Source organism: Marinobacter sp. es.042, assembly GCF_900188315.1.
Taxonomy (GTDB): Bacteria; Pseudomonadota; Gammaproteobacteria; order Pseudomonadales; family Oleiphilaceae; genus Marinobacter.
The window spans coordinates 2,474,297-2,500,876 of record NZ_LT897781.1 but is presented as its reverse complement, the minus strand read 5'-3'; the positions used below and the strand labels follow the sequence as shown (position 1 = coordinate 2,500,876).

Below are 26,580 nucleotides of genomic sequence, written 5' to 3'. Positions count from 1 at the left end.
GCCAATCGTCAGTCGTCTTCGTGTTCCGGATGATCCATCCCCAGTTCGTTGATCTTCCGGGTCAAAGTATTCCGTCCCCAGCCCAGCAGTATTGACGCATCACGGCGTCTGCCGCCGGTGTGCTTCAGGGCAGTCTCGATCATGATTTTCTCGAACTCGGGCACGGCCGTATCGAGAATGCCCTTCTTGCCCCGCTTGAGTTCCTGTTCGGCCCAGTTTTTAAGGCCTTCCTGCCAGGTTGTCCCGGTGGTCGGTGTTTCTGCCTGGTGCAGCAATTCCGGGGGCAGGTCATCAATGTGGATCTCGCGACCGCTGGCCATGACGGTCAGCCAGCGGCAGGTGTTCTCCAGCTGGCGGACGTTGCCCGGCCAGGGCAGGGTGGTCAGGTATTCTTCCGCTTCTTCGCGCAGGATCTTCGGCTCAACGGCCAGCTCTTTTGCGGCCCGTTTCAGGAAGTGCTGCATCAGGCGGGGGATGTCTTCCCGACGCTCGGCCAGCTTGGGCAGGTGCACGCGAATAACGTTCAGGCGGTGGAAGAGGTCTTCACGGAAGGTGCCCGCCTGGACCAGCTTTTCCAGATCCTGGTGCGTTGCCGCGATGATGCGCACATCCACCTTTATCGGGGTGGTGCCACCTACGCGGTAGAACTCGCCATCGGCCAGAACCCGCAATAGTCGGGTCTGGGTGTCCGCGGGCATGTCGCCGATTTCATCGAGGAAAAGGGTGCCGCCGTTGGCCTGTTCAAAACGACCCTGGCGGGCGGCGCCGGCACCGGTAAAGGCGCCTTTTTCGTGGCCAAACAGTTCGGATTCAATCAGATCTTTGGGGATGGCGGCCATGTTCAGGGCAATGAACGGGTGGTTGGCCCTGGGGCTGTGGTTATGCAGTGCTTGGGCCACCAGCTCCTTGCCTGTCCCGCTCTCGCCGTTGATCAGCACGGTAATATTGGAGTGGGACAGCCTGCCAATCGCGCGGAAAACTTCCTGCATGGCCGGTGCTTCACCAATAATTTCGGCGTTTCGCTGGGCCATCTCGGCCTGAGGCTCACCACTGGCCCGCTTCTCGTGGCTATGGGCCACAGCGCGTTTGACCAGCGCCACGGCGTCATCTACATCAAAGGGCTTGGGAAGGTATTCAAACGCGCCGGTCTGGTAGCTGGTCACCGCGCTCTCGAGGTCCGAGTGGGCGGTCATTATGATCACGGGCACGTCCGGGTGAACGTCCACAATCTGGGAAAGCAGGGTGATGCCGTCAACGCCGGGCATCCGGATATCGCTGACGATGGCATCCGGCTGTTCGTGCTCCAGCCGCATCATGATGCTTTCACCACTGTCAAAAACTCGGGGCTGCATACCGGCCTGGTTAAGGGCGCGCTCCAGCACCCAGCGAATACTGCGGTCGTCGTCTATGATCCAGACGTTCGCCGGTTGGCTCATGGGGTGTCCTCCAGAGGCAGGAAGATGATGAAGTCGGTTCGGCCTGGTTCGCTTTCGCATTCAACCAGTCCGCGGTGTTGACCGATGATGCTCTGGGTGATGGAAAGCCCCAGACCGGTGCCACTGGCACGGCCACTGATCATCGGATAGAAAATGTTCTGCACCAGCTCCGGCGGAATTCCGGGTCCGTTGTCGATCACGTCGACCCGACACACCAGTTTGTGGCGGCGGTTGCCAATGGTGAACTGACGCAGGGTGCGGGTGCGGAAGGTAATGGTCGGAGGCTCTTCAGAGCTGTGACCGCCCTGGTTTTCGAAAGCCGCCTCCATGGCGTTCCGGGCAATATTCAGGAACGCCTGAATGAGTTGTTCCTTGTCGCCCTTGAACTCTGGAATGCTGGGGTCGTAATCCCGTTCGAAATTCAGTCGCCCTTTGCTTTCCGCCTCGAGCAGGGTGCCCACTCTTTCCAGGATTTCATGGATGTTGGTCGGCGCCAGCTTCAGTGCCTTGTTGGGGCCCAGCATCCGGTCAACAAGGCTTCTGAGGCGGTCCGCCTCGTCAATGATGACCCGCGTGTACTCCCGCTGGTCTTCACTGCTGAGTTCCCGGTCAAGCAGCTGGGCTGCGCCCCGGATGCCACCCAGCGGATTCTTGATCTCGTGGGCCATGCCCCTCACCAGGATACGGGTGGTCTCCTGCTGGGAGATGATGTCTTCCTCACGGCTGATTCGCATCAGCCTGTCCCTGGGCTGGATTTCGATCAGCAGTTCCGTCGGCTCCAGGCTGATAGGCGTTACGGAATAATCCACCGTAAGCCGTGAACCGCTCGTGAGCAGAAACTCAGCTTCTCTGCGAGTGTAGGACTGCCCGTTCCGAACGGCGGCGAAAAGGGTTTTCAGGGCGTCTTCGGATTCGACCAGAATATCCTGGAAAGGTTGGCCCTGGCTGCGGGTCATGCTGGTTTCGAACAGGCTTTCTGCGGCCGGGTTGAGGTACTGGATAGCCAGGCTATCCTCGAGCACCAGAACAGCCGTGGTGAGGCTGTCGAGAATGCTCTTGTATCCCGTTGGATGGGCCGAGGGCAGTGCCATGCGTGAATCCCGTTGGTTCGACATAAAGTGACTTCCGGAGTTTTGCAAAAAGCGAACCACTTTGGGCCAGGTTCACAAATGAGTGGGCAAAGTGCGGGCAGAGGGGCCTATTGGCGCTGAAAAGTGCCGTAAGCTGGTGCAAATCGGGAACATGCCTCTGAACAGCCCGGAATATTCGCCCCGTTGCTGATCAGAGTATGGCTTTTTTCTGGTGCGCGCGCACCATGATAGTGCGCGCAGCCGGGGTGGCAGGGTCAGTTCAAAGCGGAAGGGCGGTGAACAGTAAATGTGATCGGAGAGCCGGTTTTCACCTGAACCCCGTTTTCATCCACGATGTGTGCGCGAGCTTCATGGGTTCCACGGAACACGTTGTTGACGGTAATCGAGCCGGAGGAGCTCTGACCGACAGGCTGGCCGTCGAGGGTCACCTCGTATTTGTGGCCTGGCTGCAGGCCAGGGGTGCTGCGAACCTCGAACTGAACATCGCCGCTGCCACTGTGGAACGCCTGGTTGTTATCCGGATAGACGAAAGAAACGCTTTCGTAGGCAGCGCCTTCCCGCTGAACTTCTTCCCGGAGTTTGTCGGTTTCCTGGACCACCTCTGGCTTGGGCAGGGTGATTGTGGTGACCGGCTTGACCTCTACCGTTTCAGAGCCTTCGCTGGGCTCGTCAGAGTAGGTCACGTTGCCGTAGGAATCGACATTGCGGTAAACCTCGGCAAAGACCGGAGTTACCAGAAAAAACAGAAGGCCGGCACACAATCCAGACTTTGGATTCATAAGCTCACCTGTTATTGGGTTTCCCCGATTATCGGCGGGGCCCGGGGCGTTTTCAACGCCTGTCGCCCGGATGTTGGTTACATATCGTTAAGGGCTGCAGGCACTGTGCTTTCGCTCACAAAAAAGCCCCGCACGGGGCGGGGCTTGTCTGCTGGACCTCTGGGAAGAGGTTATTAGCAGGAGTAGTACAGATCGAACTCGATCGGGTGGGTCGTCATGTTCAGCTTCTCGACTTCACCACGCTTCAGGCCAACGTAGCCTGCGATCATGTCTTCGGTGAATACGCCGCCGCGAGTCAGGAACTCGTGGTCTGCTTCCAGACAGTCCAGAGCTTCGGACAGAGTCTCGGCAACCGTCGGGATGCTCAGGGCCTCTTCCTTCGGCAGGTCGTACAGATCCTTGTCCATGGCGTCGCCTGGGTGGATCTTGTTCTGGATGCCGTCCAGGCCGGCCATCATCAGTGCTGCGAAGGCCAGGTACGGGTTGGCAGACGGGTCTGGGAAGCGAACTTCGATACGACGCGCCTTCGGGCTGTTCACGTACGGGATCCGGATAGACGCTGAGCGGTTACGGGCAGAGTAGGCCAGCATAACCGGCGCTTCGAAGCCCGGAACCAGACGCTTGTATGAGTTGGTGGAGCTGTTGGTGAAGGCGTTGATGGCCTTGGCGTGCTTGATAACACCACCAATGTAGTACAGAGCGGCTTCGCTCAGGCCAGCGTAGCTGTCACCGGCGAACAGGTTCTTGCCGTCTTTGCTCAGGGACATGTGAACATGCATGCCGGAACCGTTGTCACCGACAACCGGCTTGGGCATAAAGGTGGCAGTCTTGCCATAGGCATGGGCAACGTTATGCACGCAGTACTTGAGGATCTGAACTTCGTCAGCCTTCTTGGTCAGTGTGTTGGCGCCAACACCGATTTCACACTGGCCGGCGGTGCCGACTTCGTGGTGGTGTACTTCGATGTCCAGGCCCATGGATTCCATGGCTGCACACATGGCGCCACGCAGGTCGTGCAGGCTATCAACCGGGGGAACCGGGAAGTAACCGCCTTTTACGCCCGGGCGGTGACCGATGTTGTTGCGGTCGAAATCTTCGCCGGAAACCCAGGCAGCTTCTTCAGAGTGGATGTGGTACATCGCGCCCTGCATGTCTACGTTCCACTTTACGGAGTCAAACACGAAGAACTCCGGCTCCGGGCCGAACAGGGCGCCATCGGCGATGCCGGTGGACTTGAGGTACTCTTCTGCACGACGGGCAACGGAGCGCGGATCACGCTCGTAACCCTGCATGGTAGAGGGCTCTACGATGTTGCAGGTGATGTTCACGGTGGTTTCTTCGGTGAACGGATCGAGTACAGAGGTCTCGTCGTCCGGCATCAGGATCATGTCGGATTCGTTGATGCCTTTCCAGCCCGCGATGGAGGAGCCGTCAAACATTTTGCCGTCTGCGAAAAAGTCTTCATCTACTTCGGTGGCAGGCAGTGTTACGTGCTGCTCTTTACCGCGGCTGTCAGTGAAGCGCAGGTCAACCCATTTGACTTCGTGTTCTTTGATCAAATCAACTGTCTTGGACATTGTGCATGCTCCGTAAGTTATACCGCACAGGCGGCTGTATTCATGTTCGTGGTGCCGGATCGCCCGGGTTAACGGGTTCCGATCTGTTTCTCAGGTTCGGGCAGCTTAGCAAATGCCGTTGCCTCTTACCTGCAAATTTCGGCTGATTTCGATAAAGCAAGGCGCTTGCCAATTTTTAGGGCATGCTCCAGAACAGCGCAACTGCAAGGGTTTGGGGCATATTGGAAGGAAAATGCTCGCCCTGTGGCGAAAACCTGCACTTAAATGGTGCACCTTGTTGGTGCGTTTATCGGGTTTCTGCCCCGATCAGGTGCGCCCGTTCCGAATATAGAATAGGCGTTTTTCTTCATATTAACGACACCGACTTTTCGCTATACTGCGCGCCGCTTCATTTTTTACCCTGTCATTTCTTGATCATGGATCGGAAAGCACCATGCAGGGTGCCGGGCAGCCAGCTCCGGTGAATGAGTTCATTTTACGGATTTGAGACGGCATGTGCTGGGATTCTCCCTGCGATCGACCTTCTCAGGTCATTGAGTGCATGCCGCAGGAATATTTTTGTGATTGAAAAACTTCGTAATATCGCCATCATCGCCCACGTTGACCATGGTAAGACCACCCTCGTAGACCAGCTCTTGCGCCAATCCGGCACCCTGGACCGGAAGGAGCTGGATAGCGAACGGGTCATGGATTCCAACGATCAGGAAAAAGAACGGGGCATTACCATTCTGGCGAAAAACACCGCCCTGAAATGGAATGGCTACGACATTAATATTGTCGACACCCCGGGCCACGCTGATTTTGGTGGTGAGGTTGAGCGGGTCATGAGCATGGTGGACTGTGTGCTGCTGGTGGTCGACTCCATCGACGGTCCCATGCCACAGACCCGTTTCGTTACCCAGAAAGCATTTGCCGCGGGGCTTCGCCCGATTGTGGTGGTAAACAAGATTGACCGCCCGGGTGCGCGCCCTGATTGGGTGGTGGATCAGGTGTTCGACCTGTTCGATAACCTCGGTGCCACCGATGAGCAGCTGGACTTCCCGATTGTGTTTGCCAGTGCGTTGAACGGCATTGCCGGAATGGATCACGAGAATCTGGATGACAACATGGATGCCGTGTTCCAGGCGATCGTTGATCACGTACCTGCTCCGAATGTTGATCCTGACGGCCCGTTCCAGATGCAGATCTCCCAGTTGGACTACAACAGCTTTTTGGGTGTCATCGGCATTGGTCGTATCACGCGCGGCAAGGTCAAGACCAATTCGCCGGTCACCGCGATTGGCGCCAACGGTAAAAAGCGTAACGGTCGTATCCTGAAGATCATGGGGCACTCCGGTCTGCAGCGTGTTGAAGTCGACGAAGCCCAGGCTGGCGATATTGTCTGTGTCAGCGGCATGGACGAGCTGCTCATTTCCGACACGCTTTGTGATCAGGCGAACGTTGAGGCGCTGCCGGCGCTGACGGTGGATGAGCCGACTGTATCCATGACGTTCCAGGTGAACGATTCGCCGTTCGCTGGCAAGGAAGGCAAGTACGTTACCAGCCGGAACATCAAGGAGCGCCTGGAAAAGGAGCTGCTGCACAACGTTGCGTTGCGCGTTGAAGAAGGCGAGTCGGCTGACAAGTTCAAAGTGTCTGGCCGTGGCGAGTTACATCTGTCTGTACTGATTGAAAATATGCGTCGCGAGAACTTTGAGCTGGCGGTTGGCCGTCCGGAAGTTGTTATCCGCGAAGTTGACGGTGTGAAGCAGGAGCCTTACGAGAACGTCATTGTTGATATCGAGGAGCAGCATCAGGGCGCCGTCATGGAGCAAATGGGGCTGCGCAAGGGCGACCTGACCAACATGGTTCCGGATGGCAAGGGCCGGATGCGCTTGGACTATACCATTCCAGCCCGGGGCCTGATTGGTTTCCGGAATACCTTCCTGACCATGACTTCAGGCACTGGCATCCTGACTTCGACTTTCAGCCACTACGGCCCGATCAAAGTTGGCGATGTAACCAGTCGCCAGAACGGTGTCATCGTGTCCATGGCGACAGGTACCGCTTTTACCTACTCTCTGGAAACGCTGCAGAGCCGTGGCAAGCTGTTCCTGGATCCGGGGCAGGAAATCTATGAGGGGCAGTTGTGTGGTATTCACAGCCGGGACAACGACTTGGTGGTCAACCCCACCAAGGCCAAAAAGCTCGACAACATGCGCGCCTCTGGCAAGGATGAAGTCATTGGTCTCGTGCCGCCGATCAAGTTCACCCTTGAGCAGGCGCTCGAGTTTATTGATGACGACGAGCTGGTGGAGGTTACACCGAAGTCCATCAGACTGCGCAAGAAGCTTCTGACCGAAAACGAGCGCAAGCGCGCGAACAAGAAGTAATGCGAGTATGGGGTCAGATGAAAGCTTTCATCTGACCCCTTTTTAATCGCCCTCCACTTTATGCCCCTTTCCGTCTGCTTCAGCTAAACTCCGGTTACATCCTTCACGCGGAGCGTTTCATGCTCACCCTCTACCCGGAAATCAAACCCAATGCCCAGCATCGCATAGCCGTTGATCCTCCCCATGAACTCTACGTTGAGGAAAGCGGGAACCCGGACGGGATACCTGTTCTGGTGGTCCACGGCGGCCCCGGTGGCGGCTGTGAAGACTACCATCGGCGCTTTTTCGACTCCGAGAGGTTCCGGATCATTCTGATGGATCAGCGCGGCGCCGGACGGTCCAGTCCCCTGGCGGAGCTCGAAGCCAACAGCACGGACAAGCTGGTTGAAGACATGGAAGTGGTGCGTTCGTTTCTCGGTATCGACAAGTGGCTTCTGTTCGGCGGCAGTTGGGGATCGACTCTGAGTCTCGTTTACGCCCAGGCTCATCCGGAAAGGGTGTCGGGACTGGTTCTTCGTGGGATTTTTCTCTGTCGGCCGCGGGATATTCACTGGTTTTATCAGGAGGGGGCGAGCCGGGTGTTCCCGGACTACTGGTCTGACTTCGAGGCGCAGATTCCGGAAGCCGAGCGGGCTAACATGGTTTCGGCCTACTATCGCAAGCTGACCAGTTCCAACGAGCTGGAGCAGATCCAGGCGGCCAAGGCCTGGTCGGTCTGGGAGGGCAGGTGTGCGACTCTGCACCCGAACCCCAGGGTGGTTGAGCACTTTGGCCATCCCCATGTGGCCATCGCCCTGGCCCGCATTGAATGCCACTATTTCATGAATTCAGCCTTTCTCGAGCCGGACCAGATCATCCGCGATGCAGGCCGCCTGGCGGACATCCCGGGGGTTATTGTTCACGGACGGTACGATATGGTTTGCCCGTTGGATAATGCCCTGGCGCTCAGTAAAGCCTGGCCCGAGGCAGAGTTCCAGATTATTCGGGACGCGGGTCACTCCGCTTCCGAGCCCGCCATTGTCGATGCTCTGATTCGGGGTGTTGAGTCGGTTGTGGCGAAAACTGATAAAAGTGCCGGTTGAATCCCGTTTTCAGGGTTGCGGCCCGTGACCGCCATGGATACACTCTTGCTCGATCTTAATGTTTGCCTGTTCAATCGTCCCCAAGGCAGTTGATGAAAGGATTGATCCAGCGAGTGTCGCAAGCCAGTGTTGCCGTGGACGGTGAACAGATAGCCTCGATTGGCCCTGGCGTTCTGTTGTTGCTGGGCGTTGAAAAGGAAGATGGAGAGCGCGAGGCAAGGGAACTCTGCCGAAAAATCCTCACTTACCGTGTGTTTCCCGATGACGCAGGCCGGATGAATCGCAGCCTGTCGGATATCGGTGGTTCCCTCCTTGTTGTTCCACAGTTTACGTTGGCGGCAGATACGTCATCCGGGACGAGGCCGAGCTTTTCGCTTGCTGCTGAACCGGATCTTGCCATCAAGCTGTACCAATCGTTTCTGACGGGTGCGCGATCACAGTTAGGGCCGGACAAGGTGAGTGAGGGCAAGTTTGGCGCGGACATGAAGGTTGGTCTGATCAATGACGGCCCTGTCACGTTCCTGCTTGAGAGCAGGAAAAAGCGCGGGTAAGTACTTGCACTAGTATTGTGCGAAGGCGGCCATGCCGGCCTTTTGTGGTGCAGAATTAGAGTGGAAGTCTTTTGCAGGTTTGAACGCGGATATTCTAACGGTTTGTTTATAAAGCGTTAATGTGAATCTGGCCTCGGATTTGAAACGCAACTGTAACGCAGCTCATAAGTGCGAATTAGCATAAATACTTGCTTTTCTGCTGCCAAAAGAGCTAAAAATGCACCTCAGTTAATTTGCAAAATGAGAACGATTGTATTAAAATAGTTTCATCATTCAGAGCTTTAAGAAAGTTCTGTAAGTGTTTGAGCTGTATAGATCTGGAATTCTCCGGATTTATTCGAAAAAGAAGAAAAGTTACTTCTCTGTCATCAAACTGACACGGGGGTAATGCAGAATCGGCCTCATCCAGCCTGACTGGTGAAGCCTTACAAAATCGGGATAAGAACCCGTCGCTAAAACCTGAGTTAACTCAAAAAGGAAGACGCAACATGAAAAAAACGCTCCTCGCATCTGCTATCGCAGTAGCAACCTTCTCCGGCGCTGCCGCTGCTCAGACCACCATGTCTGCATCCGAGCTGGCTGCCAAGATGGATTCCATGCCGACCGTTTACGGTAACATCCAGTATGCGCTCGCCCACGACAACTTCGACGGTGGCCCTTCCACAGTTGAGCACTTCGACAACGGTTCTACTTTGGGCGTTCTTCACGACCATGAGATCGCACCGGGTGTAACGGGCTTCTTCAAGCTGGAACTGGATGGCTTTGGAGCTGACGAGAAAGATTCGGACGGCGCCAACATCGACGAAGCATACATTGGTGTGAAAGGCGACAGCTTTGGCCAGGTCTGGATCGGTTCTGACGACTCTACCTACGAGCGTGCTGTTACCGAAATTTCTGAGTACTTTGAAGTCGCTACCCTGAACCAGGGCGTGGATTATACTACCGGTGAAGGCGACCTAATTCAGTACATGTCTCCGTCTTTCGGCGGCCTGAGCGTTTGGGCTGCTGTTCAGGTTAACGGCGACGGTGAGGCTCCGGGCGCAGACAAGTCCTATCCGTATCAGCTGGCCGCTGTTTATGAAATGGATGCTCTGGAGCTTGCAGCTGCTGTAGACTCCAACGACAACGGTGATGGCAACGGCGAAAACACCTACGGTGTTCGTGCTAGCTTCAACGCCGGCGATCTGCGCGTAACTGGTGAATTCCACACCCGGAAAGATGCTTCTGACACCTTTGGTGTTATTGGCTACTACACTCTGGGTGCCAACCAGTTCGCGCTGTCCTACGAGCTGACCCAGTATGACGACAACGCGTCTTCCAACGCTGGTCTGGACTCTGACACCATCACTCTGCAGGCTCTGCACAACCTGTCTGACAACATGTACGTCTACTTCGAAGGCTACCTGGGTGGCGGTGACGAAGTTTATGAGTACACCGACGCGCTGGGCAACGCGGCGTTTACTGACGAGCGTTCCATCGCTTCCGTTGGTGCTGTTTACTACTTCTGATCAGCCAACCGGCTAATCCTGTAGTATGAAAACCGGCGACCTCAGGGTCGCCGGTTTTTGCGTTTCTGAATCCCGAAAAATAGGCTGTTGGCATGGCAATCGAACTGGAAATCAAGCTCAGCGTTTCTGAAGAGGCACAGCCGCGAGCAGTGGAATGGTTATCAGCTCGCCCTGAAGTGCAGCCCGGCAAGACCAAATCCCTGGTCAATCGCTATTTTGACACGCCCGCTGCCGATCTGAATCAGGCCAGAGCTGCCCTGAGGGTCCGCAAAGCCGGCAATGATTACATCCAGACCCTGAAAACCCGTGGCGAGTTCGTTGATGGCGCTCACCGACGTGAAGAATGGGAGTGGCCGGTTTCCGGTCCGGGGCTGGATTTGTCATTGTTGAAAGAGACTCCGCTGAAGTCCGAGCTGGACCTGAGCAGTCTTCAGGTGGCATTCGAGACCAATTTTCAGCGCCAGGAACTGTGGCTGGAAGATGGCGAGACTTTGATTGAAGTGGCCGTTGATTCCGGCACTGTTGCCGGCAATGAAGCGAGCTGGCCGCTGCACGAAGTGGAGTTTGAGTTAAAGAAAGGAGACGCCTCAAGGCTGGTGGCGTGGGCACTCGAGCTGGCCCGGGAAGTGCCGGTTTTCCTGAACCTTGTGAGCAAGGCCGAGCAGGGCTATTTTCTTGCTGGTCTTTATCGCCCTGAGTTGCCCAGTGGCAATGATCCGCTGACAGTCACAGCCTTTCTCAAGGCGTTGGGAGCCTGCTGGCTGCTGGATAGGCCGTTTCCTGTAGACGAGTATGACTTTTCGCCTGTAGCGAAAGCAGCCGGTGGCGCGGGGTGCGATGCGATCTGGGAGCATGTGATTGGACTGCTGGCAGAGGGGGGCTCTGTCCGTCAGCTCGCCGCGGGCTCGACGGAGCTCGGCGTTCTCCAATTGCGGCTGGCCACTACCGAGCACTAACGACTGGGTCGCAAAGTCCGGCGGCCTCTAGCTGGTTGAGTTGTTCTTTGCCGGCTCATCTGCTTCGCCGGTTTCCCGGGCAGCGGCATCAGCGCGCCACTGCTTCAGGAAAGCCCTGTACCGCTCCAACGCTTCCTCCACCACAGAGACCTCTGGCGTTTCGGCGGATTTGACCAGCACGATCAATCCCTTGCCTTCAATTTCCTCGTTGGTCGGCGGGTGGCAGATGACTTCATTGTCGTTGTCAATGTAGGCGAGCGCCGTCCCGATGCCATGCCTGACCAGGGCGCTCACTATGTCGGCCCAGTTGAGATCGTCCAGCATCAGGTCATAGCGATGGGGATGGTCATGTTCGTAGTTGAACAGATCTTCCAGCACTTTCTCTGAACCGGGCGCTACAACCGAGCGCACCATTATTTCGGGGTAAGTCCGGACCGGACGTATGGTCGTGCGCACGCCGAGCGCCTTGAAGCGGCCCCTGTTTTCGTCGTTGACGCACTCGACGATTGTGTGGTTTCCGAGATTCAGCTCGGTAAGCCGATGCGCAATATCGAAGGTGAGGCTGTCGGAAGAGGCATCGGCTTCATCGGCTGCAAGCACGATGATATGACGCGCACTGCCGGCGTGAACGGCTTTCAGTGCTTCCGGATCAAAGCCTGCACCGTGGTAGTGCACAACTCCGATGTCGGAAAGTTCGGTGGGCAGCCCCATCGGGAACTGGCGAGTCAGGATCATGATGGGAATGGTCTCGTAGCCTGGAATAGCGCGAATCTGGGAGGCGAACCTCATGAAGTACTGGTCGCCGCCATGTTGGGGGGTGTTAATAATGATGATGTGGTCATTCATTTTATAGGTCCACCTTCCTGACAAAATGCGTTCCCGGCGGTAGAACCGGTATTCGATATAGTCGCTGACGATCAGTGTCAGCAAGGTAATTGAAGTGATAAACATCAGCACAATGGTGCTGAAACGCCCGATCATGGTCTGGGGCGCATAATCGCCGTAACCAACGGTCACCAGCGTGGTCATAGTCAGCCAGGCGGCCTCGAATAGTTCCAGGTCCTCGACCGCCCAGATGATCAAGACCTGTACCAATAGCAGCGCGCCCAGAATCGCAAAGAGACGCTTCATCCGTCTCCGAATCATCCCGCCCATGGGCAAGTGAGTTTCCTGGTGCTCCGGATTCAGTGGGCGGCGGTTTCGTTGCATCCGTGTCTGCGGCCTGTTCAGTTGCGGGTAAGTTCGTTATACAGTACCCGAAATATAACAGAGAGACAGGGGTTTGCATTATGTCCGAGCCATGGCACAGCCTTCCGAAACCGCTGGCGGATGATGTCGCCGGGTGCTGGGAATCAGTGTTCCCGGAAGGAGTTCCGGCCTGGTTGACCTCACCGGAGGGTATGGATGACGCCGTGGTGGCTACGGCGATCTCCCGCAGTTTGTTCCTCCGTCAGACTCTGGAACGCCATGCCGGCCAGGTAGAGGCATTGATGGTTTCCCGTTCGTTGTCTGAGCCAACCACTCCGGACTACCTGGAAAGTCGTTGGCAAGAGTATCTCTCTGAAGTTGATGGTGAGCCTGGCTTGCATTCAGCCCTCAGACAATTCCGCGTGGAGACCCAGTTCCGGATTATATGGCGGGATCTGATGCGATGGGCGGACCTGGCTGAGACCATGGCGGCGACGAGTGCATTTGCCGACATCTGTATTGATGGAGCGCTCAGCTGGCTATACCGGGACGCCTGCGAGCAATACGGTAAGCCTCGAGGGGCTGACCCGGTAACCGGCCAGGAAACCGACCAGGAAATGGTGGTTCTGGGTATGGGTAAGCTGGGTGGTCGGGAGCTGAACGTCTCCTCGGACATTGATCTTATCTTTGCCTTTCCGAGCAAGGGGGAAACCGTTGGCGGGCGGCGCTCACTGGATAATCAGCAGTTCTTCGTTCGCCTGGGCCAGCGGTTGATTCAGGCTCTGGACCAGATTACGGCAGACGGTTTTGTGTTCCGGGTGGACATGCGTCTCCGGCCTTATGGCCAGAGTGGCGCGCTGGCGCTGAGTTTTGCGGCTCTGGAAACCTACTATCAGGACCAGGGGCGGGATTGGGAGCGGTACGCCATGGTCAAGGCCCGGGTGGTGGCGGGCGATCAAAGGGCGGGTCAGGTGCTCATGGAGACGCTGCGCCCCTTCGTGTACCGCAAGTACATCGATTTCAGCGCGTTCGAGTCCCTGCGCAGCATGAAGGCCATGATTGGCCGGGAGGTGCGCAGAAAGGGGCTCGAAAACAATATCAAGCTGGGTAGCGGCGGTATCCGAGAGATTGAGTTTGTGGTTCAGGCATTCCAGCTCATTCGCGGTGGCCGGGACAGGGAGCTTCAGCAGCGGGAGCTGCTGGTCATCCTGAAAGAGCTGGAAGAGCTCGAGCTGTTGCCGTCGCCGGTGGTTGGTGAGCTTCGCGACGCCTATGTGTTTCTGAGAAACCTGGAGCATGCGCTCCAGGGTATGGAAGACAAGCAAACCCAGTTGCTGCCGGAAGATGAGCTGTCCCGGGCACGGGTCGCCACAATCATGGATTTCGAGAACTGGCAGGCCTGCGAACAGTGCCTCAGAGAACACCGGGAGCGGGTCGCCACGCATTTTGCCAACATTATCACCACGGAAGATGACGAAGATGAGGGGCAGGGGGCCCTCGAAGAAGGGTGGTTCGAGCTCTGGCTTTCCGAAATGGAAGAGGCGGCCGCCGCCGACTGGCTCAAATCACGGGGCTATGAAGACCCCGGTGCTACGTTGGCGGAGCTGGCTGAACTTCGTGAAAACAGGACTGTTCAGAATCTACAGACCCAGGGGCGCCGGCGACTCAATCAGTTCATGCCCATGCTGCTTGAGGCGCTCACCCAGGTTGATAACCCGTCCGAGACCCTGTCCAGGGTGTTGCAGCTTGTGGAAGCCATACTGCGTCGCACGGCCTACATGGTGTTGCTGCTGGAAAATCCGGGCGCCTGTACCCAACTGGTGCGGCTGTGCAGTGAGAGCCCCTGGATTGCCCGGCAACTGGCGGAAACACCGCTCCTGCTGGATGAGCTGCTGAACGCCGAGAGCCTCTACAGCCCACCCGCGAAAGCAGAATTGCAGGATGATTTGCGCCAGCAGATGCTTCGGATTCCGTTTGAGGATCTGGAAGAGCAGATGGAGTCACTGCGGCATTTCAAGAAAGCCCATATCCTGCGGGTTGCGGCGTCTGAACTGAAAGGCACATTGCCGTTGATGAAGGTCAGTGACTACCTCACCTGGATCGCCGAGGTTGTTCTGGATCATGTGGTGGACGTAGCCTTCGCCAACCTGGTCAGCCGCCACGGCTATCCGCGCCGGGAAGATGGCTCCGCCTGTGAAACCGATTTTGCCATCATTGGCTATGGCAAGCTGGGCGGGATCGAACTGGGCTATACCTCCGATCTTGACCTGGTGTTTGTGCACAAAGCTGATCCTGAGCTGGCCACCGACGGTGAAAAGCCCATCGACAATGCGGTTTTTTACACACGGCTTGGCCAAAGGATCGTCCACATCCTCAACACCCAGACGCCCTCGGGGCAGCTTTACGAGGTCGATATGCGCTTGAGGCCGTCCGGTAACTCCGGGCTGCTGGTCAGTACTCTGCAGGCCTTCGAAAAATATCAGCGCGAGGACGCCTGGACCTGGGAGCATCAGGCGCTGGCTCGTGCCAGGGGCGTCGCCGGATGCACGGAGACCCTTGAAGCGTTTGAATCCATACGCAACGAGATCCTTTGTCAGCCCCGTGACCGTGAAAAACTCCGGAACGAGGTGGTCGAAATGCGGGAGAAGATGCGCGCTAGCCTGGCCACGCCGGAAAGCCGGCAGGATGAGGTGTTTCATATCAAGCACGATACCGGCGGCATCGTTGATATCGAGTTTATCGTCCAGTACCTGATGCTGGCGTGGTCCGCTGAGCACCCGGAGCTTACCCAGTGGTCCGATAACATTCGCCAGATGGAGGAGCTGGGGCGCGCCGGGGTGATGGCTGTGGAAGATGCCGAAAAACTCAGGGAAACCTTCATCGCCCTGCGTTCCACGATTCACCGGCGGGCGCTTCAGAATCTCAATAGTCAGGTTGATGGTGATGCCTTCTCACAAGAGCGTGATTACATCCGCGCTCTGTGGAAAAAAGTGATGATTGAGGCCTGAGGCAAATTCAATTCCGGCAGATTTTCCTGCTAGAATGCCGGTTCCCCCGAAAAACGCTTTTTTAGGAGCAATGAAGAATGTCGATGGCTGATCGCGATGGCGTTATCTGGATGGATGGTGAAATGGTTCCCTGGCGGGATGCCAAGACCCACGTCCTGACTCACACCCTGCATTACGGCCTGGGCTGTTTTGAAGGTGTGCGGGCCTACAACACCGCGAATGGCCCGGCCATTTTCCGCCTGAAAGAGCACACGGATCGTCTTTTCCGTTCCGCCCACATCCTGAACATGAAAATGCCGTTCAGTAAGGACGAGATCAACGAGGCCCAGCGTGCGGCGGTCCGGGAAAACAATCTTGACGAAGCCTACCTGCGCCCAATGGCGTTTCTCGGTTCCGAGGGTATGGGGCTCAGGGCTGATAACCTAAAGGTGCACGTAATGGTTGCGGCCTGGAGCTGGCCTTCCTACATGTCACCGGAAGCGAAGGAAATGGGGATCAAGGTGCGCACGTCCTCCTACACGCGCCACCACGTCAATATCACCATGTGCAAGGCCAAGGCGAACGGCAACTACATTAACTCGATGCTGGCCCTGAACGAGGCCATTTCCGGTGGTGCCGAGGAAGCCCTGCTGCTGGACAACGAAGGTTACGTTGCCGAAGGCTCCGGAGAAAACATTTTCATCATGCGCGATGGCGTGCTGCATACGCCTGAACTCACCTCCTGCCTGGAGGGTATTACCCGTGCCACGATCATGGATTTTGCGCGTGAGCTCAACATTCCGATCAAAGAGCGCCGGATTACCCGCGATGAGGTCTACATCGCCGATGAAGCCTTCTTCACAGGCACAGCGGCCGAGGTGCTGCCGATCCGCGAACTGGATGGCCGTGTGATCGGTGCCGGCAAGCGTGGCCCGGTGACCGAGAAGCTTCAGGCTATGTACTTTGATGCAGTCAAGGGCAAGCTGGCTGAGCACAGCGGTTGGCTGACTCACGTAAAAGGCTGATTCCAGAATAATCGCAGGCCGCCGTTTGCTGTTTCAGCCCGGCGGCTTTGTTGTTTAACACACCCTGTTTACTGGCGGGACGAGCAAATGGCAGACGTTATCAAGGTACCGGTTTCTTTTGGCGAGGTGCTGGACAAAATCACCATTCTCGAAATCAAGTCCGAGCGCATCAAGGATGAAACGAAGGTCAAGAATGTCCGGCTTGAGCTGGATGAGCTCAGCGCTACCTGGGACGAGGCGGTAAAGGACAAGGCCGCTGAAATGGCAGATCTCCGCAAGCAGCTGAAAGCGGTCAACGAGGAGCTTTGGGTGATTGAAGACGATATTCGGGATCAGGAAGCCGCCCAGGACTTTGGCGCGAGATTTATTGAGCTGGCACGCGCTGTATACGTTACCAATGACAAGCGCGCCGCGATCAAAAAAGAGGTCAACCTGGCCCTGGGGTCTCGTTTCGTTGAAGAGAAGTCCTACCAGGACTACACCGCACGGAAGTAAAATTTTGGGTCAGATGAACGCTTTCATCTGACCCCGCTTTCAGCTTTGGCCACCGGGTTAACTTCAACCCACCGATCCAGCATATTCGTGGCATCTGCAACCGTGATCAGCTCCATCGCCCCCTCGAACTCTGCTTTCGCCCCCCACCGGGCCTGTTCCACCGTTTTGCCGGTAAACTTCTCCAGTGCTTCAGGATACCGGTTCACACACCAGTCCAGAGAATTATAGGGCCCGGAGCGGTAGGGATTGCTTGCGGCAAACAACCCGAGGACATCGGTGCCCACCGCACTGGCGATATGAGCCGGTCCAGTATCGGGCGCTACCACGAGATCGGCATGGGTCATTAACGCTGTCAGTTGCTTCAGGGTGTCCTTGCCGCAGATGTTGTGTGCTTTTTCCTTCATTGCGGCTTCGATGGCGGCGCAATACTCGGCCTCGAACGGGGCGGGGCTGCCCACCAGAATCACCTTCATACCGTGCTTCTGAATCGCGTGATCAGCCAGCTGTGCGTAACGCTCAGCGGGCCAGTTACGCAGTGTGTGGCTGGCACACGGGCTTATAACAAGGTTCTCGCGGTCATTAGCCAGTTGCTCGCGCGCAAACTCATGGTCTGAATTGTTCAACGGAATCTGCCAGCGCGGCGGCGCGGCCTTGAGGTCCAAAGGTTCGAGGAAGCTGGCAAGGCAGTCTCGCACGTGCTGTTTCGGTGCCGGTTTGATCCGGTGGTTGATAAACAGGCTGTGAAGATCCTTGCTGCGGGCCTTGTCATAGCCAATCCTGACTCTGGCCGGAATGCAGGCAGCGGCGAGGTTGGCTCGGAAAGCCACCTGCATGTGAAGCAGCGCGTCAAACTTGCGCCCCGTCATTTGTCTGCGAAGATCTGCGTAGCCTTTGCGACCGGCCTTTTTGTCGAAAACAATGAATTCAACGCCGGGCAGGTCGCCAACCAGCTTGGCTTCGATCTTGCCGATAACCCAGGTGATCTTCACGCCGGGGAGCTGCTCCTGGAGGCTCAGCACGACAGGTATTACGTGAGTCACGTCGCCGATGGCGGACAGGCGAAGAATGCAGATGGAGTTCATCAGATATTGATCCGGTTCAGGTTGTGGCCTGGTGCTGTGGAGCTTTGTCGGCAATCATTGGTAAACTGGCCGCCATTCTAACTTACTCGCGCGTGTCCGTCCCGGCGTGAGTGGGTAGGGCGTGCCTTCTTTCAATTTCGGTGACCGGGGACCCAGCATGGTGGAGTCTGAAATCTGTATCCGGGAAAGGGCTTCGGCAATGCTGATTCACCCGGATTACGAGGGCAGGGTTACCGAGGACTGGTTCCATTCCGCCTCTTGGGGCAACCAAGCCCGCCCGGTAAGCAGCGGGGGCCGCGGCGGCGCCTGGTTTTTGCAGGCCGACGAGGACAGATTGGTGCTTCGCGAATATCGCCGGGGTGGTTTGATGGCGAAATTTGCGCGATACGCCTATGCCTTCACCGGCGAGGATCATGTGCGGTCCTTTGCAGAATTCCGGTTACTCAACAAACTGGTTAGCCAAGGGCTTCCCGTACCCTGTCCTGTTGCGGCCTGGTATCGGAAACTGTCGCCAATTCAGTATCGGGCTGCCATCATCATTGAACGGTTGGAGAACACCACGCCCCTGGCTGACCTTATCTCCGAGCTGGATAATGAGGCGTGGACGTCCATTGGAGAAACCATTCGTCGATTTCACGACGCCGGCGTCATGCATGCGGACCTGAACTGCTTCAATGTACTGGTCCGGGGCAACGAATACTTTCTGATTGATTTCGACAAGAGCAGGTTGATGACTGGTAGTGCCCCGGCGCGCTGGAAAGAGGCCAATCTTGATCGCTTCTCGCGGTCGCTGGTAAAGGTGGCCGGAGAAGACGCACGGGCAAAAGCCTGGAGTTATTTCATGAACGGATACAACAGGGGAATGGCCACTTGACCAATCCACAACAGGGCGGATCGCTTCCGTCGATACTTTGTCTTACGGATGCCTGTGATCGTCCGGAGACTGAACTCTTTATCGGACTCAGAAAGGCCGGGTTCGACGTCGACGTCATGTGTAACCCCAAGGGCCGGAACTATCAGCGTCTTGTCGACGAGGGCATGGTTGCCTGCCCCATGGCCTTGAAGAACCGTTTTGACAAAGAGGGCACCGAGTCCATCCGCCAGCAACTGGCCAAGAAAAACTACGAGGTCATTCATGCCTATAATCCCCGGGCCCTGGCCTGCGGATTACGGGCTTCCCGGGGCACGGATATCAAGATCGTCGCCTATCGTGGTGTGATCGGAAACATCAGTTTTCTCAATCCGGAATCCTGGATTACCTTCCTGCATCCTCGCGTCAGCAAGATTGTCTGTGTCGCCGATGCCATCAAGAATTACCTGGCCAGCCTCCGGTTTTTGTGGATGCACATTCCTGAACGGAAGCTTCAGAGAATCTACAAAGGGCACGACCTGGACTGGTATCAATCGCCCAAGGCCGACCTGACACAGTTTGGTGTTCCGGAAGATGCCTTCGTGGTGTGCTGCACCGGGCGAAATACCCCAAGAAAAGGCTTCGATGACCTGATTGAAGCGATCGATAAGCTGCCTGAGGATGTAGATATACATTTGCTGCTGGTGGGAGACGTCATTGATAACGAAGAGATTCAGGCGCAGGCCGCTGCCACCTCTCACCCTGAACGGATTCACTTTACGGGTTACCGCAACGATGCGCCGGCCATAGCGGCGGCCAGTGATGTCTTTGTGCTGCCCTCGAAGGAAAGGGAAGGACTGCCCCGTGCGGTTATCGAGGCGATGGTCTACGGAGTAACGCCGGTAGTGACCAGGGTTGGCGGTATGCCGGAGCTGGTGGAGGATGGCGTCAGCGGTATTGTCGTTGAACCCAAAAATGCCCCTGAGCTTTCAGCGGCCATTGAGCGCCTTTACCGCGATCGTGAACTGGCTGCCTCTCTTGGGCAGGCTTCGAGGCAAAGGATAGCCCGGCATTTTCACACCTCACAGACCGTCACTGAGACGGGTGAGCTCTACAAATCGCTGACGGGTAGGGCTTGAATGCGGCGGTACCTGTTTTTTGTAAACCAACCCTATTCCTATTCAATACTGCGACCACTGCAGGAAGAGATTCGGCGCCGGGGCGATGAGGCTGCCTGGTTCATAGCCGGGTGCTCAACGGCTCCACTTCAGCCCGATGAGCGCTGTCTAGTTTCCGTTAAAGAGGTCATGGACTACAACGCGGACGCGACCTTCGTCCCCGGTGACTGGGTGCCCTACTTTTTTCCCGGAATCAAGGTTGAAGTATTCCATGGCATGGCGCGCAACAAACGGGGTCATAGCAGCGAAGATGAAAGTGACCATTACCGAATTCGGGGATGGTTTGATCTTTACTGTACGCATGCCCTTAAAGACACGGAAAAGTTCCGTGAACTGGCCGAGCAATACCAGCATTTCGGGGTTGCTCACACAGGCTGGCCCAAGCTCGATCCATTGCTGTCGCGGAATGAAATCGGGAAGCGAAACCGCCTGGAAAATGAGTTGCCGGTTGTTTTTTACGCTTCAACGTTCAGCCGGTCCGTTACGTCAGCTCCGGATCTGGTGGAGAAGATCGGCGAGCTCTCCAGAAGTGGTCGCTGGAAGTTCATTGTAACGCTTCATCCGAAGATGGATCCGGCGGTTGTGGATCAGTATCGCAATCTGAGCGGCGAGAACCTTCGCTTTGTCGAAAGCGATGAGGATTTGTTGCCCCTGCTTCCTGAGGCGGATGTGATGCTTTGCGATACTTCGTCCATCATGTTTGAGTTCATGTTCCTGGATCGCCCGGTGGTCACGTTCAGAACCAAAATGCCTGGGCCCTATCTGATCGATGTCCAGGAAGTGGCGAGCGTTGAGAAAGCTCTGGAAGAGGCGGTGCAGTATCCCGATCCGCTGATGAAAGAAACGCGCGCTCTTTGCGACCAGTTGCACAGTTTCCGGGATGGTCGTTCCAGCAAGCGGGTTCTTGATGCGGTTGAGGATTTCCTGATCAACAAGCGTAGCCAACTCAAGCCAAAGCCGATAAACCTGTTACGCAAACTGAAAGTCCGGCGCCGGTTGCGGAAGGAACTTGCACGCATGGCACCTGAAAGCTCAGGATAGACCAAGCGAAGATCCCGACCAGGAAACGAATGATTTGATCAGCGCCGCAAGCCCAATCAATGTCTTTGTTGCGAGCACGCCCCTGCAACTGATCAGTTGCTCCGAGGCTCGTTACCACTATGGCTGCAGCTCCGAAAAAACACTGCTCATCATTGCTAGACCTGATAACCGCGAGACCGAGGGACAAATGGCTTTCCTGGCAGAGGCGTTGGGCTGGCAGGGCATCGAAACCATCTATCTTAAAAAGAGTTCCTTCTACCTTCGTCTGGGGTCAGTTGCCAGGAGTCTCTCAAAGCGAACTATTGAGAGGTTGTTTATCGGAAACAAATCCAGCTGGATTCACGAAGTGTTTTATCGGGGATTCGACTGCGAACAGCTGATTTTCGTGGATGACGGCCTGGCAACAGTAACCTATTACCATGCCATTCACGACGAGGGCATCGCCTCCCGGATTTCACCGGCCAAGAAGCGACTTTTGCGAACCATGGGGATCAGGATCCATCGTGTTGTTCCGGAGGTGATCGCATTCTTCACCTTCTTTCCGTTACCGAACTCCGAGCTTGTCCAGGTGCGTGTTCACGATTTCCCGGTGTTTCGTAAAACTTTCAAAAAAACGCCCCGTGACAATAGTCAGACGGCCATGGTCGGGTTCCTTGGCCAACCCTTTGGTGGTGAGGATCGGCTTCAGCAATTGAAACTGCAAATCCAGCACGTGGTGGAGCGTCATCCTGATAGCCGCGTGGTGTACTTTATGCACCGAAAGGAAAGCAGGGAAGAGTTGGAGGCTTTGCTGGCGGAATTTCCGCTCGAGATACGGCAGGCCGGTCGTCCGATCGAGGTCGAAGTGGCTCTGTCCGGGGAAATCTATCTCGCTTTCTACAGCTTTGCTTCAACCGCTCTGTTTACCTTGAAAAAGATATTCCCGGAAATTCAGGTGTTCCAGATCGATGATGCCGCTCTTGGCGCCCGGCTCCCTTACTATGACGAAATAAGGCGTATGTTCAGAAGCGTCGGCGTGGAAACGACGCTCCTTCGGGGGTCACGACTTTTCAAAGCGGGCCGGCCGGTCCAGAGTCCATAACCCTGCATATTTGTTGAACGTTACCTGTGCGTAAGTCACAGCGGTAAGATAGCCCACAGCACCGTCCAGAAACCCGAACCGGATAAAGTACACCTGAACGAACGTCATCAGGCCCCGCAGAGTGGGGTAGAACATGGTGCGGGTCTTTTTGCCTTTGCGATGTTTCTCCAGTGAGCCAAGCCAGGCGTACTTGGCGCTTTTTTCCAGCGAGTGGCCGAAATCCCTGTGTGTATAGTGTGTCAGGCGGCCCCTTAGGGTTTTGATCTTGCGTCCGGACGGAATCAGTATCCGCTCGTGTACGAGGGCGTCCGAAAAGCTTACTCCCTCGCGACGGAACAGCCGGAGCGGGGCTCGGCCGCTGCGCCCGAAATCCAGGCGGCTGCCGTAAATTGTTACGGCCCAGGGAAGCTTGTAGGCGTCCGCGTCGGGATCTGCCAGGTGATCGTTGATCTCCCTTGCCAGCTCCGGTGTGACACGCTCATCGGCATCCAGTGACAGCACCCACTCTCCTGTCGCTTTCTCGAGAGCTCGCTGTTTCTGGATGCCAAAGCCAGGCCAGTCTGTGACTTCGACAACATCTGCCAGCTCTCTGGCCAGTTCCACCGTTCTGTCAGTACTGCCGCTATCCAGAACGATAATTTCGTCGGCAACCAGCCTTGCGGACTTCAAGCAGTCGGTGATGTGGTCTTCTTCGTTTTTCGTGATGATAGTGGCAGACACCTTGCGGGCCCTGTTTCGAACATAGGACGCACTCAACTCTGTAAACATAACCGAGGCGATGGAGCTAACAGCCAGCAGGTAGAAGGTTAGGAACAAAGTTCGATTGAAGGTGGCTTCGGTCAGGCCAAAGAAAAAGTATCCAAGGGATACCATGCAGCCAGCCGCCGCAAGGTGCGCCGTGGCTGCGTGGCGGCTGGACAGGTTTCTGCCAAAGATGGCCAGCGGAATGAAAATAAGCAGGGCCCAGCTGAGAATGCCGGGAATACCGCTGGTTGCGGCATTGTTCAGCAGATCGTTATGCGCATGCCCCGTGCAACAGTCCAGGAAATGCCCTGGCAGATTGCCCGCGGCAACTTCCGATTCTATGCGGTGGGTGTAGCCGCCAAGGCCAGCGCCCGACCAGGGGCTTTCTCTGAGCATGTTCAGCGCCTGCCCCCAGACTTCCAGGCGGATTTCCATGCCGGAGTCCAGTTGGCCATCATGCAGCAATCCATTGAGCGAGCTGGACATGCGGTCGCTGGTGACAATCGCGCCGGCGACGAGCATTGGCACAACAATCAATCCGGCAATTCGAAGTCTTTTACCGAGTAGTGGTAGCAGCGCAACCAGAAGGAAGGGTAGAGCTACCAGATTGCTGCGGGTTTCCGATAACATGGAAATGAGAACGGCCGCCGTTCCACCGATAAAAAAGAGTACCGCTAGGCCCCCCCGCTTTTCCCGGACAAAAAACATGGCAGCGACGATCGTCAACATGCCCCCCAGCAGGGCGAGATTGCCAAAGCTGATAGGGTTGATTCCACCGCCAAAACGGGAATTCAAGACCTGACCAAGCGCGCCCTGGCGGGCAGCAATGGTCACCAGAAAAATCCCGATGACAGACACGGCCATCAGTCCGATGGCGGCGAAAGTCGTGCGGGCGCCAATCCGTGCATAGCTGATGGCAACAATCAGGGGCCAGAACAGGATGAACCGGGCGTGCGTGCCAAGGGTTTTTCCACCCTCATAATCAAACCCTTCAAGGGCCCAGGACAGAAAACTCACCAGCACGAAGAACCAGAAGGAAAAGTGAAGCAGCCTGAGCTCTTTGGGTTTGTCCCAGCCGTCTTTATACAAAGATTTGCGGGCACTGAGCACCATTCCGGCAATCGCAAGCAAGAGAGTCGCGCCGGCCAGGATGCTTGAGGACAGGAGTGCGCCGCCGAGCCCGGTGATCAGCAGTGCATGGAAGGCCAGTCTGGGGTTCAACATACTCGGTCCGGGTTATAGGGGTTGATTTCGCCGGGTGGCCGATGGCGCATGCGTTTGTACTCCCACTGATACTGCTCGGGGATCTCTCGCACGCATTGCTCAATCGCCTGATTCATGGCACTGGTCGCGGCAACAGGATCCTTGTCACCGAGGCCCGGGCCGGTCTCACGTACAACGATCCGGAACCCGGAAGCGTCGGGCAGGCGCTCGGCATAAGTAATCAGCACGTTGGCACCGGTGCGCTGAATCAGCTTGGATACGAGGGTCATGGTTTTCACTTCCATGCCGAAGAAAGGCGCAAAGGCGTTGCCCTTTCCGCGGGGCGACTGGTCCGGCAGGATTCCGGCAACCCCGCCTTCCCGAAGAATCGAGGCGAGCCTGGCCAGGCCGCGGCGGTCGCCCCGGACCAGCTCCGAGCCAAGTCGCCCGCGTACCTTGATCATGTAGTCCTCGAACTCGGGCATATTCGGCGGACTATAGAGTGCTGCCATCTTGTAGCGTGAGGAAAAGAACAACCCGGCCAGCTCCCAGTTACCGAGGTGCGGCGCCAGGAGAATCAGGCCTTTGTCGCCGGCCATGGCCTCGTCGATAAGATCCAGGCCTTCGGTTTCCCGGATCAGGCCAAGGCATTTCTCCACCGGCCACTCCCACATCAAGGGCACCTCGAGCATGGTCATGCCGGTCTGGGCCAGGGATCTCTTTGACATAGCCGCGCGTTCGGTGTCTGAAAGTTCGGGGAGGCAAATGGACAGGTTAATGTCGGTTACCTGGCGAGACTTGGTGGGCAATCGCCATACCAGATAACCGACGAAACGACCTACCCTCTGGGCACCGGCAAGGGATAGCCAGCCGGCAATCCTGAGCAGCCCGGCGATGATGAAATACTTGAGCTTGCTCATTTCCGACCGTACCGATCCTCATAACGAACAATGTCGTCTTCACCCAGGTAAGAGCCGGACTGAACTTCGATCAGTTCCAGGTCGATGACGCCCGGATTCTCCAACGAGTGCACCTGACCAACCGGAATGTAGGTGGACTGGTTCTCGGTGACCAGGTAGGTTTTCTCGCCGTTGGTGACCCGGGCCGTGCCGCTTACCACGATCCAGTGCTCGGCGCGATGATGATGCATCTGCACGGAGAGCTTGGCGCCGGGTTTCACAGTGATGCGTTTGACCTGATAGCGGGCACCGTTGTCGATGGAATCGTAGACGCCCCAGGGCCGGTAGACTTCCCGATGGTTCATGTGTTCGTGGCGGCCATCGGTTTTGATCCGTTCCACCACGGTTTTGACGTCCTGAACACTGTCTTTATGGGCGACCAGCAGGGCATCCTTGGTTTCGATAACCACCAGGTTGTCCACACCAACGGTGGCCACCAGCCGGCTATCGGCACGGATCAGCGTGTTGGCGGTGTTATGGGTAATCACGTCGCCGGTCAGGCTGTTGCCGTCCGCGTCCTTGTCACTGACTTCCCATAGCGCGGACCAGGAGCCAATATCGCTCCAGCCGGCATCCAGGGAAACCACGGCGGCCTTGTCGGTCTTCTCCATGACGGCGTAGTCCACCGAGTCTGACGGGCATTCGGCGAAGCGTTCGGCATTGATTCGCGTGAAGTGCAGGTCATCGGCGGTGTCTGCGATGGCGGCAAGGCACGCGGCCAGGATATCCGGGCGATGGGCTTCCAGCTCCTCGAGGTACTGACGGGCACCAAACAGGAACATTCCGCTGTTCCAGAGGTACTCTCCCGAATCGAGGTAACCATTGGCGGTCGCCTGGTCCGGCTTTTCGACAAACTTGTCCACCAGGTAGCTGTCAGGGCCCAGCTCGGTGCCACGATGAATGTAGCCGTAGCCAGTTTCAGGATGGTTCGGGACAATGCCGAAGGTGACCAGTTTCCCTTCCCGCGCCAGCGGAATGGCTTTCTTCACCCCTTCCTGAAAGGCGGTTACGTCCTTGATCAGGTGGTCGGCTGCCAGCACCAGCATCAGGGGATCATCGGCACCGCTTTCTGCAGCCTCTGTCAGCTGCAGCGCTGCCAAGGCAATCGCCGGCGCCGTATTCCGGCCACAGGGCTCCAGAATGATCCGCGTATCCTCGTGGCCGGATTGCCGCATCTGTTCCGCAGCCAGGAACCGGTGTTCCTCGTTGCAGATCAGAAGAGGGTTTGCTGCGTCCATGCCCTCAAGCCGCGCAACGGTGGCCTGCAACATCGACAGGGGGCCGTTGGTCAGTTTCAGGAACTGCTTCGGATTCAGCTGACGCGACATCGGCCAAAGGCGTGAGCCGGTACCGCCAGCCATAATGACGGGGTGAATCATCTGTACACTCCGGGCT

The 26,580-nt window shown here is 56.7% G+C and carries 21 protein-coding genes; 12 read left to right on the top strand and 9 right to left on the bottom strand.

Features of this window, described 5'->3' with window-relative positions; genetic code table 11:
- Positions 1-8: 8 nt before the first annotated feature.
- The 4 genes from ntrC to glnA all read right to left on the bottom strand — a co-directional run bounded on the left by ntrC (position 9) and on the right by glnA (position 4,883).
- Positions 9-1,436 carry a nitrogen regulation protein NR(I) gene (gene ntrC / locus CFB02_RS11695; RefSeq protein ID WP_014575986.1) on the bottom strand — a complete coding sequence of 476 codons (1,428 nt, stop codon included), beginning with the start codon at positions 1,434-1,436 and terminating at the stop codon, positions 9-11.
- Positions 1,433-2,527 carry a nitrogen regulation protein NR(II) gene (gene glnL, locus CFB02_RS11690; protein ID WP_014575987.1) on the bottom strand — a complete coding sequence of 365 codons (1,095 nt, stop codon included), beginning with the start codon at positions 2,525-2,527 and terminating at the stop codon, positions 1,433-1,435. Before glnL ends, ntrC begins: the two co-directional genes overlap by 4 nt.
- 254 nt (positions 2,528-2,781) lie before the next feature.
- Entirely contained in the window at positions 2,782-3,306 is a 525-nt protein-coding gene (locus tag CFB02_RS11685) for a DUF4124 domain-containing protein (protein WP_088558143.1), read from the bottom strand.
- A gap of 173 nt (positions 3,307-3,479) precedes the next feature.
- The gene (gene glnA / locus CFB02_RS11680; protein WP_014575989.1) at positions 3,480-4,883 is read right to left on the bottom strand and encodes a glutamate--ammonia ligase; all 1,404 of its coding nucleotides are present in this window, start codon (positions 4,881-4,883) and stop codon (positions 3,480-3,482) included.
- A gap of 560 nt (positions 4,884-5,443) precedes the next feature.
- Between glnA and typA the strand changes: the two genes are divergently transcribed.
- The 5 genes from typA to CFB02_RS11655 all read left to right on the top strand — a co-directional run bounded on the left by typA (position 5,444) and on the right by CFB02_RS11655 (position 11,352).
- Entirely contained in the window at positions 5,444-7,255 is a 1,812-nt protein-coding gene (typA, locus tag CFB02_RS11675; RefSeq protein WP_088558142.1) for a translational GTPase TypA, read from the top strand.
- Between the two features lie 119 nt (positions 7,256-7,374).
- The gene (gene pip / locus CFB02_RS11670) at positions 7,375-8,337 is read left to right on the top strand and encodes a prolyl aminopeptidase (protein WP_088558141.1); all 963 of its coding nucleotides are present in this window, start codon (positions 7,375-7,377) and stop codon (positions 8,335-8,337) included.
- A gap of 92 nt (positions 8,338-8,429) precedes the next feature.
- Complete coding sequence (dtd, locus tag CFB02_RS11665) at positions 8,430-8,888, top strand: D-aminoacyl-tRNA deacylase (RefSeq protein ID WP_088558140.1); 459 nt, start codon at positions 8,430-8,432, stop codon at positions 8,886-8,888.
- A gap of 488 nt (positions 8,889-9,376) precedes the next feature.
- Positions 9,377-10,396: a porin gene (locus CFB02_RS11660; protein WP_088558139.1), complete on the top strand. Its 1,020-nt coding sequence runs from the start codon at positions 9,377-9,379 to the stop codon at positions 10,394-10,396.
- Positions 10,397-10,488: 92 nt separating this feature from the next.
- Complete coding sequence (locus CFB02_RS11655; RefSeq protein WP_088558138.1) at positions 10,489-11,352, top strand: CYTH domain-containing protein; 864 nt, start codon at positions 10,489-10,491, stop codon at positions 11,350-11,352.
- A gap of 27 nt (positions 11,353-11,379) precedes the next feature.
- Here the strand turns inward: CFB02_RS11655 and CFB02_RS11650 are convergent, their stop codons facing one another.
- Positions 11,380-12,561, bottom strand: coding sequence for a potassium channel family protein (locus tag CFB02_RS11650; protein WP_088558137.1), 1,182 nt, complete (start codon positions 12,559-12,561; stop codon positions 11,380-11,382).
- Between the two features lie 80 nt (positions 12,562-12,641).
- Between CFB02_RS11650 and glnE the strand changes: the two genes are divergently transcribed.
- The 3 genes from glnE (at position 12,642) to CFB02_RS11635 (ending at position 17,047) form a co-directional block, all read left to right on the top strand.
- A complete protein-coding gene (glnE, locus tag CFB02_RS11645; protein ID WP_088558136.1) occupies positions 12,642-15,548 on the top strand; it encodes a bifunctional [glutamate--ammonia ligase]-adenylyl-L-tyrosine phosphorylase/[glutamate--ammonia-ligase] adenylyltransferase in 2,907 nt (968 codons plus the stop codon).
- A gap of 77 nt (positions 15,549-15,625) precedes the next feature.
- Positions 15,626-16,552, top strand: coding sequence for a branched-chain amino acid transaminase (locus CFB02_RS11640; RefSeq protein ID WP_008170880.1), 927 nt, complete (start codon positions 15,626-15,628; stop codon positions 16,550-16,552).
- 87 nt (positions 16,553-16,639) lie between these two features.
- Complete coding sequence (locus CFB02_RS11635) at positions 16,640-17,047, top strand: DUF6165 family protein (protein WP_088558135.1); 408 nt, start codon at positions 16,640-16,642, stop codon at positions 17,045-17,047.
- Between the two features lie 23 nt (positions 17,048-17,070).
- Here CFB02_RS11635 and CFB02_RS11630 read toward each other — a convergent pair whose 3' ends face one another.
- Positions 17,071-18,129, bottom strand: coding sequence for a glycosyltransferase family 9 protein (locus CFB02_RS11630; protein WP_088558134.1), 1,059 nt, complete (start codon positions 18,127-18,129; stop codon positions 17,071-17,073).
- Between the two features lie 157 nt (positions 18,130-18,286).
- Between CFB02_RS11630 and CFB02_RS11625 the strand changes: the two genes are divergently transcribed.
- The 4 genes from CFB02_RS11625 to CFB02_RS11610 all read left to right on the top strand — a co-directional run bounded on the left by CFB02_RS11625 (position 18,287) and on the right by CFB02_RS11610 (position 22,279).
- Positions 18,287-19,003, top strand: a complete 717-nt coding sequence (locus CFB02_RS11625; RefSeq protein ID WP_088558133.1) for a 3-deoxy-D-manno-octulosonic acid kinase — start codon at positions 18,287-18,289, stop codon at positions 19,001-19,003.
- Positions 19,000-20,118: a glycosyltransferase family 4 protein gene (locus tag CFB02_RS11620; RefSeq protein WP_088558132.1), complete on the top strand. Its 1,119-nt coding sequence runs from the start codon at positions 19,000-19,002 to the stop codon at positions 20,116-20,118. Before CFB02_RS11625 ends, CFB02_RS11620 begins: the two co-directional genes overlap by 4 nt.
- A 168-nt stretch (positions 20,119-20,286) precedes the next feature.
- A complete protein-coding gene (locus CFB02_RS11615; RefSeq protein WP_227519196.1) occupies positions 20,287-21,198 on the top strand; it encodes a CDP-glycerol glycerophosphotransferase family protein in 912 nt (303 codons plus the stop codon).
- A 34-nt stretch (positions 21,199-21,232) separates the two neighbouring features.
- Complete coding sequence (locus CFB02_RS11610) at positions 21,233-22,279, top strand: polysialyltransferase family glycosyltransferase (RefSeq protein ID WP_088558130.1); 1,047 nt, start codon at positions 21,233-21,235, stop codon at positions 22,277-22,279.
- Here the strand turns inward: CFB02_RS11610 and CFB02_RS11605 are convergent.
- Genes CFB02_RS11605 through CFB02_RS11595 form a run of 3 tightly spaced genes read right to left on the bottom strand, consistent with a single transcriptional unit; the run spans position 22,238 to position 26,564 of the window.
- A complete protein-coding gene (locus CFB02_RS11605) occupies positions 22,238-24,247 on the bottom strand; it encodes a glycosyltransferase (protein WP_088558129.1) in 2,010 nt (669 codons plus the stop codon). The genes CFB02_RS11610 and CFB02_RS11605 overlap by 42 nt on opposite strands.
- Positions 24,241-25,146, bottom strand: a complete 906-nt coding sequence (locus CFB02_RS11600; protein WP_088558128.1) for a lysophospholipid acyltransferase family protein — start codon at positions 25,144-25,146, stop codon at positions 24,241-24,243. The genes CFB02_RS11605 and CFB02_RS11600 overlap by 7 nt, the downstream gene beginning before the upstream one ends.
- Positions 25,143-26,564 carry a mannose-1-phosphate guanylyltransferase/mannose-6-phosphate isomerase gene (locus CFB02_RS11595; protein WP_088558127.1) on the bottom strand — a complete coding sequence of 474 codons (1,422 nt, stop codon included), beginning with the start codon at positions 26,562-26,564 and terminating at the stop codon, positions 25,143-25,145. The genes CFB02_RS11600 and CFB02_RS11595 overlap by 4 nt, the downstream gene beginning before the upstream one ends.
- Positions 26,565-26,580: the final 16 nt, after the last annotated feature.

What these genes read in the sequence shown, in the direction of transcription:
- CFB02_RS11595 (WP_088558127.1), bottom strand. Translation starts at nt 26,564, where the DNA reads ATGATTCACCCCGTCATTATGGCTGGCGGTACCGGCTCACGCCTTTGG.
- glnE (WP_088558136.1), top strand. Translation starts at nt 12,642, where the DNA reads ATGTCCGAGCCATGGCACAGCCTTCCGAAACCGCTGGCGGATGATGTC.
- CFB02_RS11640 (WP_008170880.1), top strand. Translation starts at nt 15,626, where the DNA reads ATGTCGATGGCTGATCGCGATGGCGTTATCTGGATGGATGGTGAAATG.
- CFB02_RS11635 (WP_088558135.1), top strand. Translation starts at nt 16,640, where the DNA reads ATGGCAGACGTTATCAAGGTACCGGTTTCTTTTGGCGAGGTGCTGGAC.
- CFB02_RS11685 (WP_088558143.1), bottom strand. Translation starts at nt 3,306, where the DNA reads ATGAATCCAAAGTCTGGATTGTGTGCCGGCCTTCTGTTTTTTCTGGTA.
- CFB02_RS11630 (WP_088558134.1), bottom strand. Translation starts at nt 18,129, where the DNA reads ATGAACTCCATCTGCATTCTTCGCCTGTCCGCCATCGGCGACGTGACT.
- CFB02_RS11660 (WP_088558139.1), top strand. Translation starts at nt 9,377, where the DNA reads ATGAAAAAAACGCTCCTCGCATCTGCTATCGCAGTAGCAACCTTCTCC.
- dtd (WP_088558140.1), top strand. Translation starts at nt 8,430, where the DNA reads ATGAAAGGATTGATCCAGCGAGTGTCGCAAGCCAGTGTTGCCGTGGAC.
- CFB02_RS11615 (WP_227519196.1), top strand. Translation starts at nt 20,287, where the DNA reads ATGGACTACAACGCGGACGCGACCTTCGTCCCCGGTGACTGGGTGCCC.
- pip (WP_088558141.1), top strand. Translation starts at nt 7,375, where the DNA reads ATGCTCACCCTCTACCCGGAAATCAAACCCAATGCCCAGCATCGCATA.
- CFB02_RS11600 (WP_088558128.1), bottom strand. Translation starts at nt 25,146, where the DNA reads ATGAGCAAGCTCAAGTATTTCATCATCGCCGGGCTGCTCAGGATTGCC.
- glnL (WP_014575987.1), bottom strand. Translation starts at nt 2,527, where the DNA reads ATGGCACTGCCCTCGGCCCATCCAACGGGATACAAGAGCATTCTCGAC.
- CFB02_RS11655 (WP_088558138.1), top strand. Translation starts at nt 10,489, where the DNA reads ATGGCAATCGAACTGGAAATCAAGCTCAGCGTTTCTGAAGAGGCACAG.
- glnA (WP_014575989.1), bottom strand. Translation starts at nt 4,883, where the DNA reads ATGTCCAAGACAGTTGATTTGATCAAAGAACACGAAGTCAAATGGGTT.
- CFB02_RS11650 (WP_088558137.1), bottom strand. Translation starts at nt 12,561, where the DNA reads ATGCAACGAAACCGCCGCCCACTGAATCCGGAGCACCAGGAAACTCAC.
- ntrC (WP_014575986.1), bottom strand. Translation starts at nt 1,436, where the DNA reads ATGAGCCAACCGGCGAACGTCTGGATCATAGACGACGACCGCAGTATT.
- CFB02_RS11605 (WP_088558129.1), bottom strand. Translation starts at nt 24,247, where the DNA reads ATGTTGAACCCCAGACTGGCCTTCCATGCACTGCTGATCACCGGGCTC.
- CFB02_RS11625 (WP_088558133.1), top strand. Translation starts at nt 18,287, where the DNA reads ATGGTGGAGTCTGAAATCTGTATCCGGGAAAGGGCTTCGGCAATGCTG.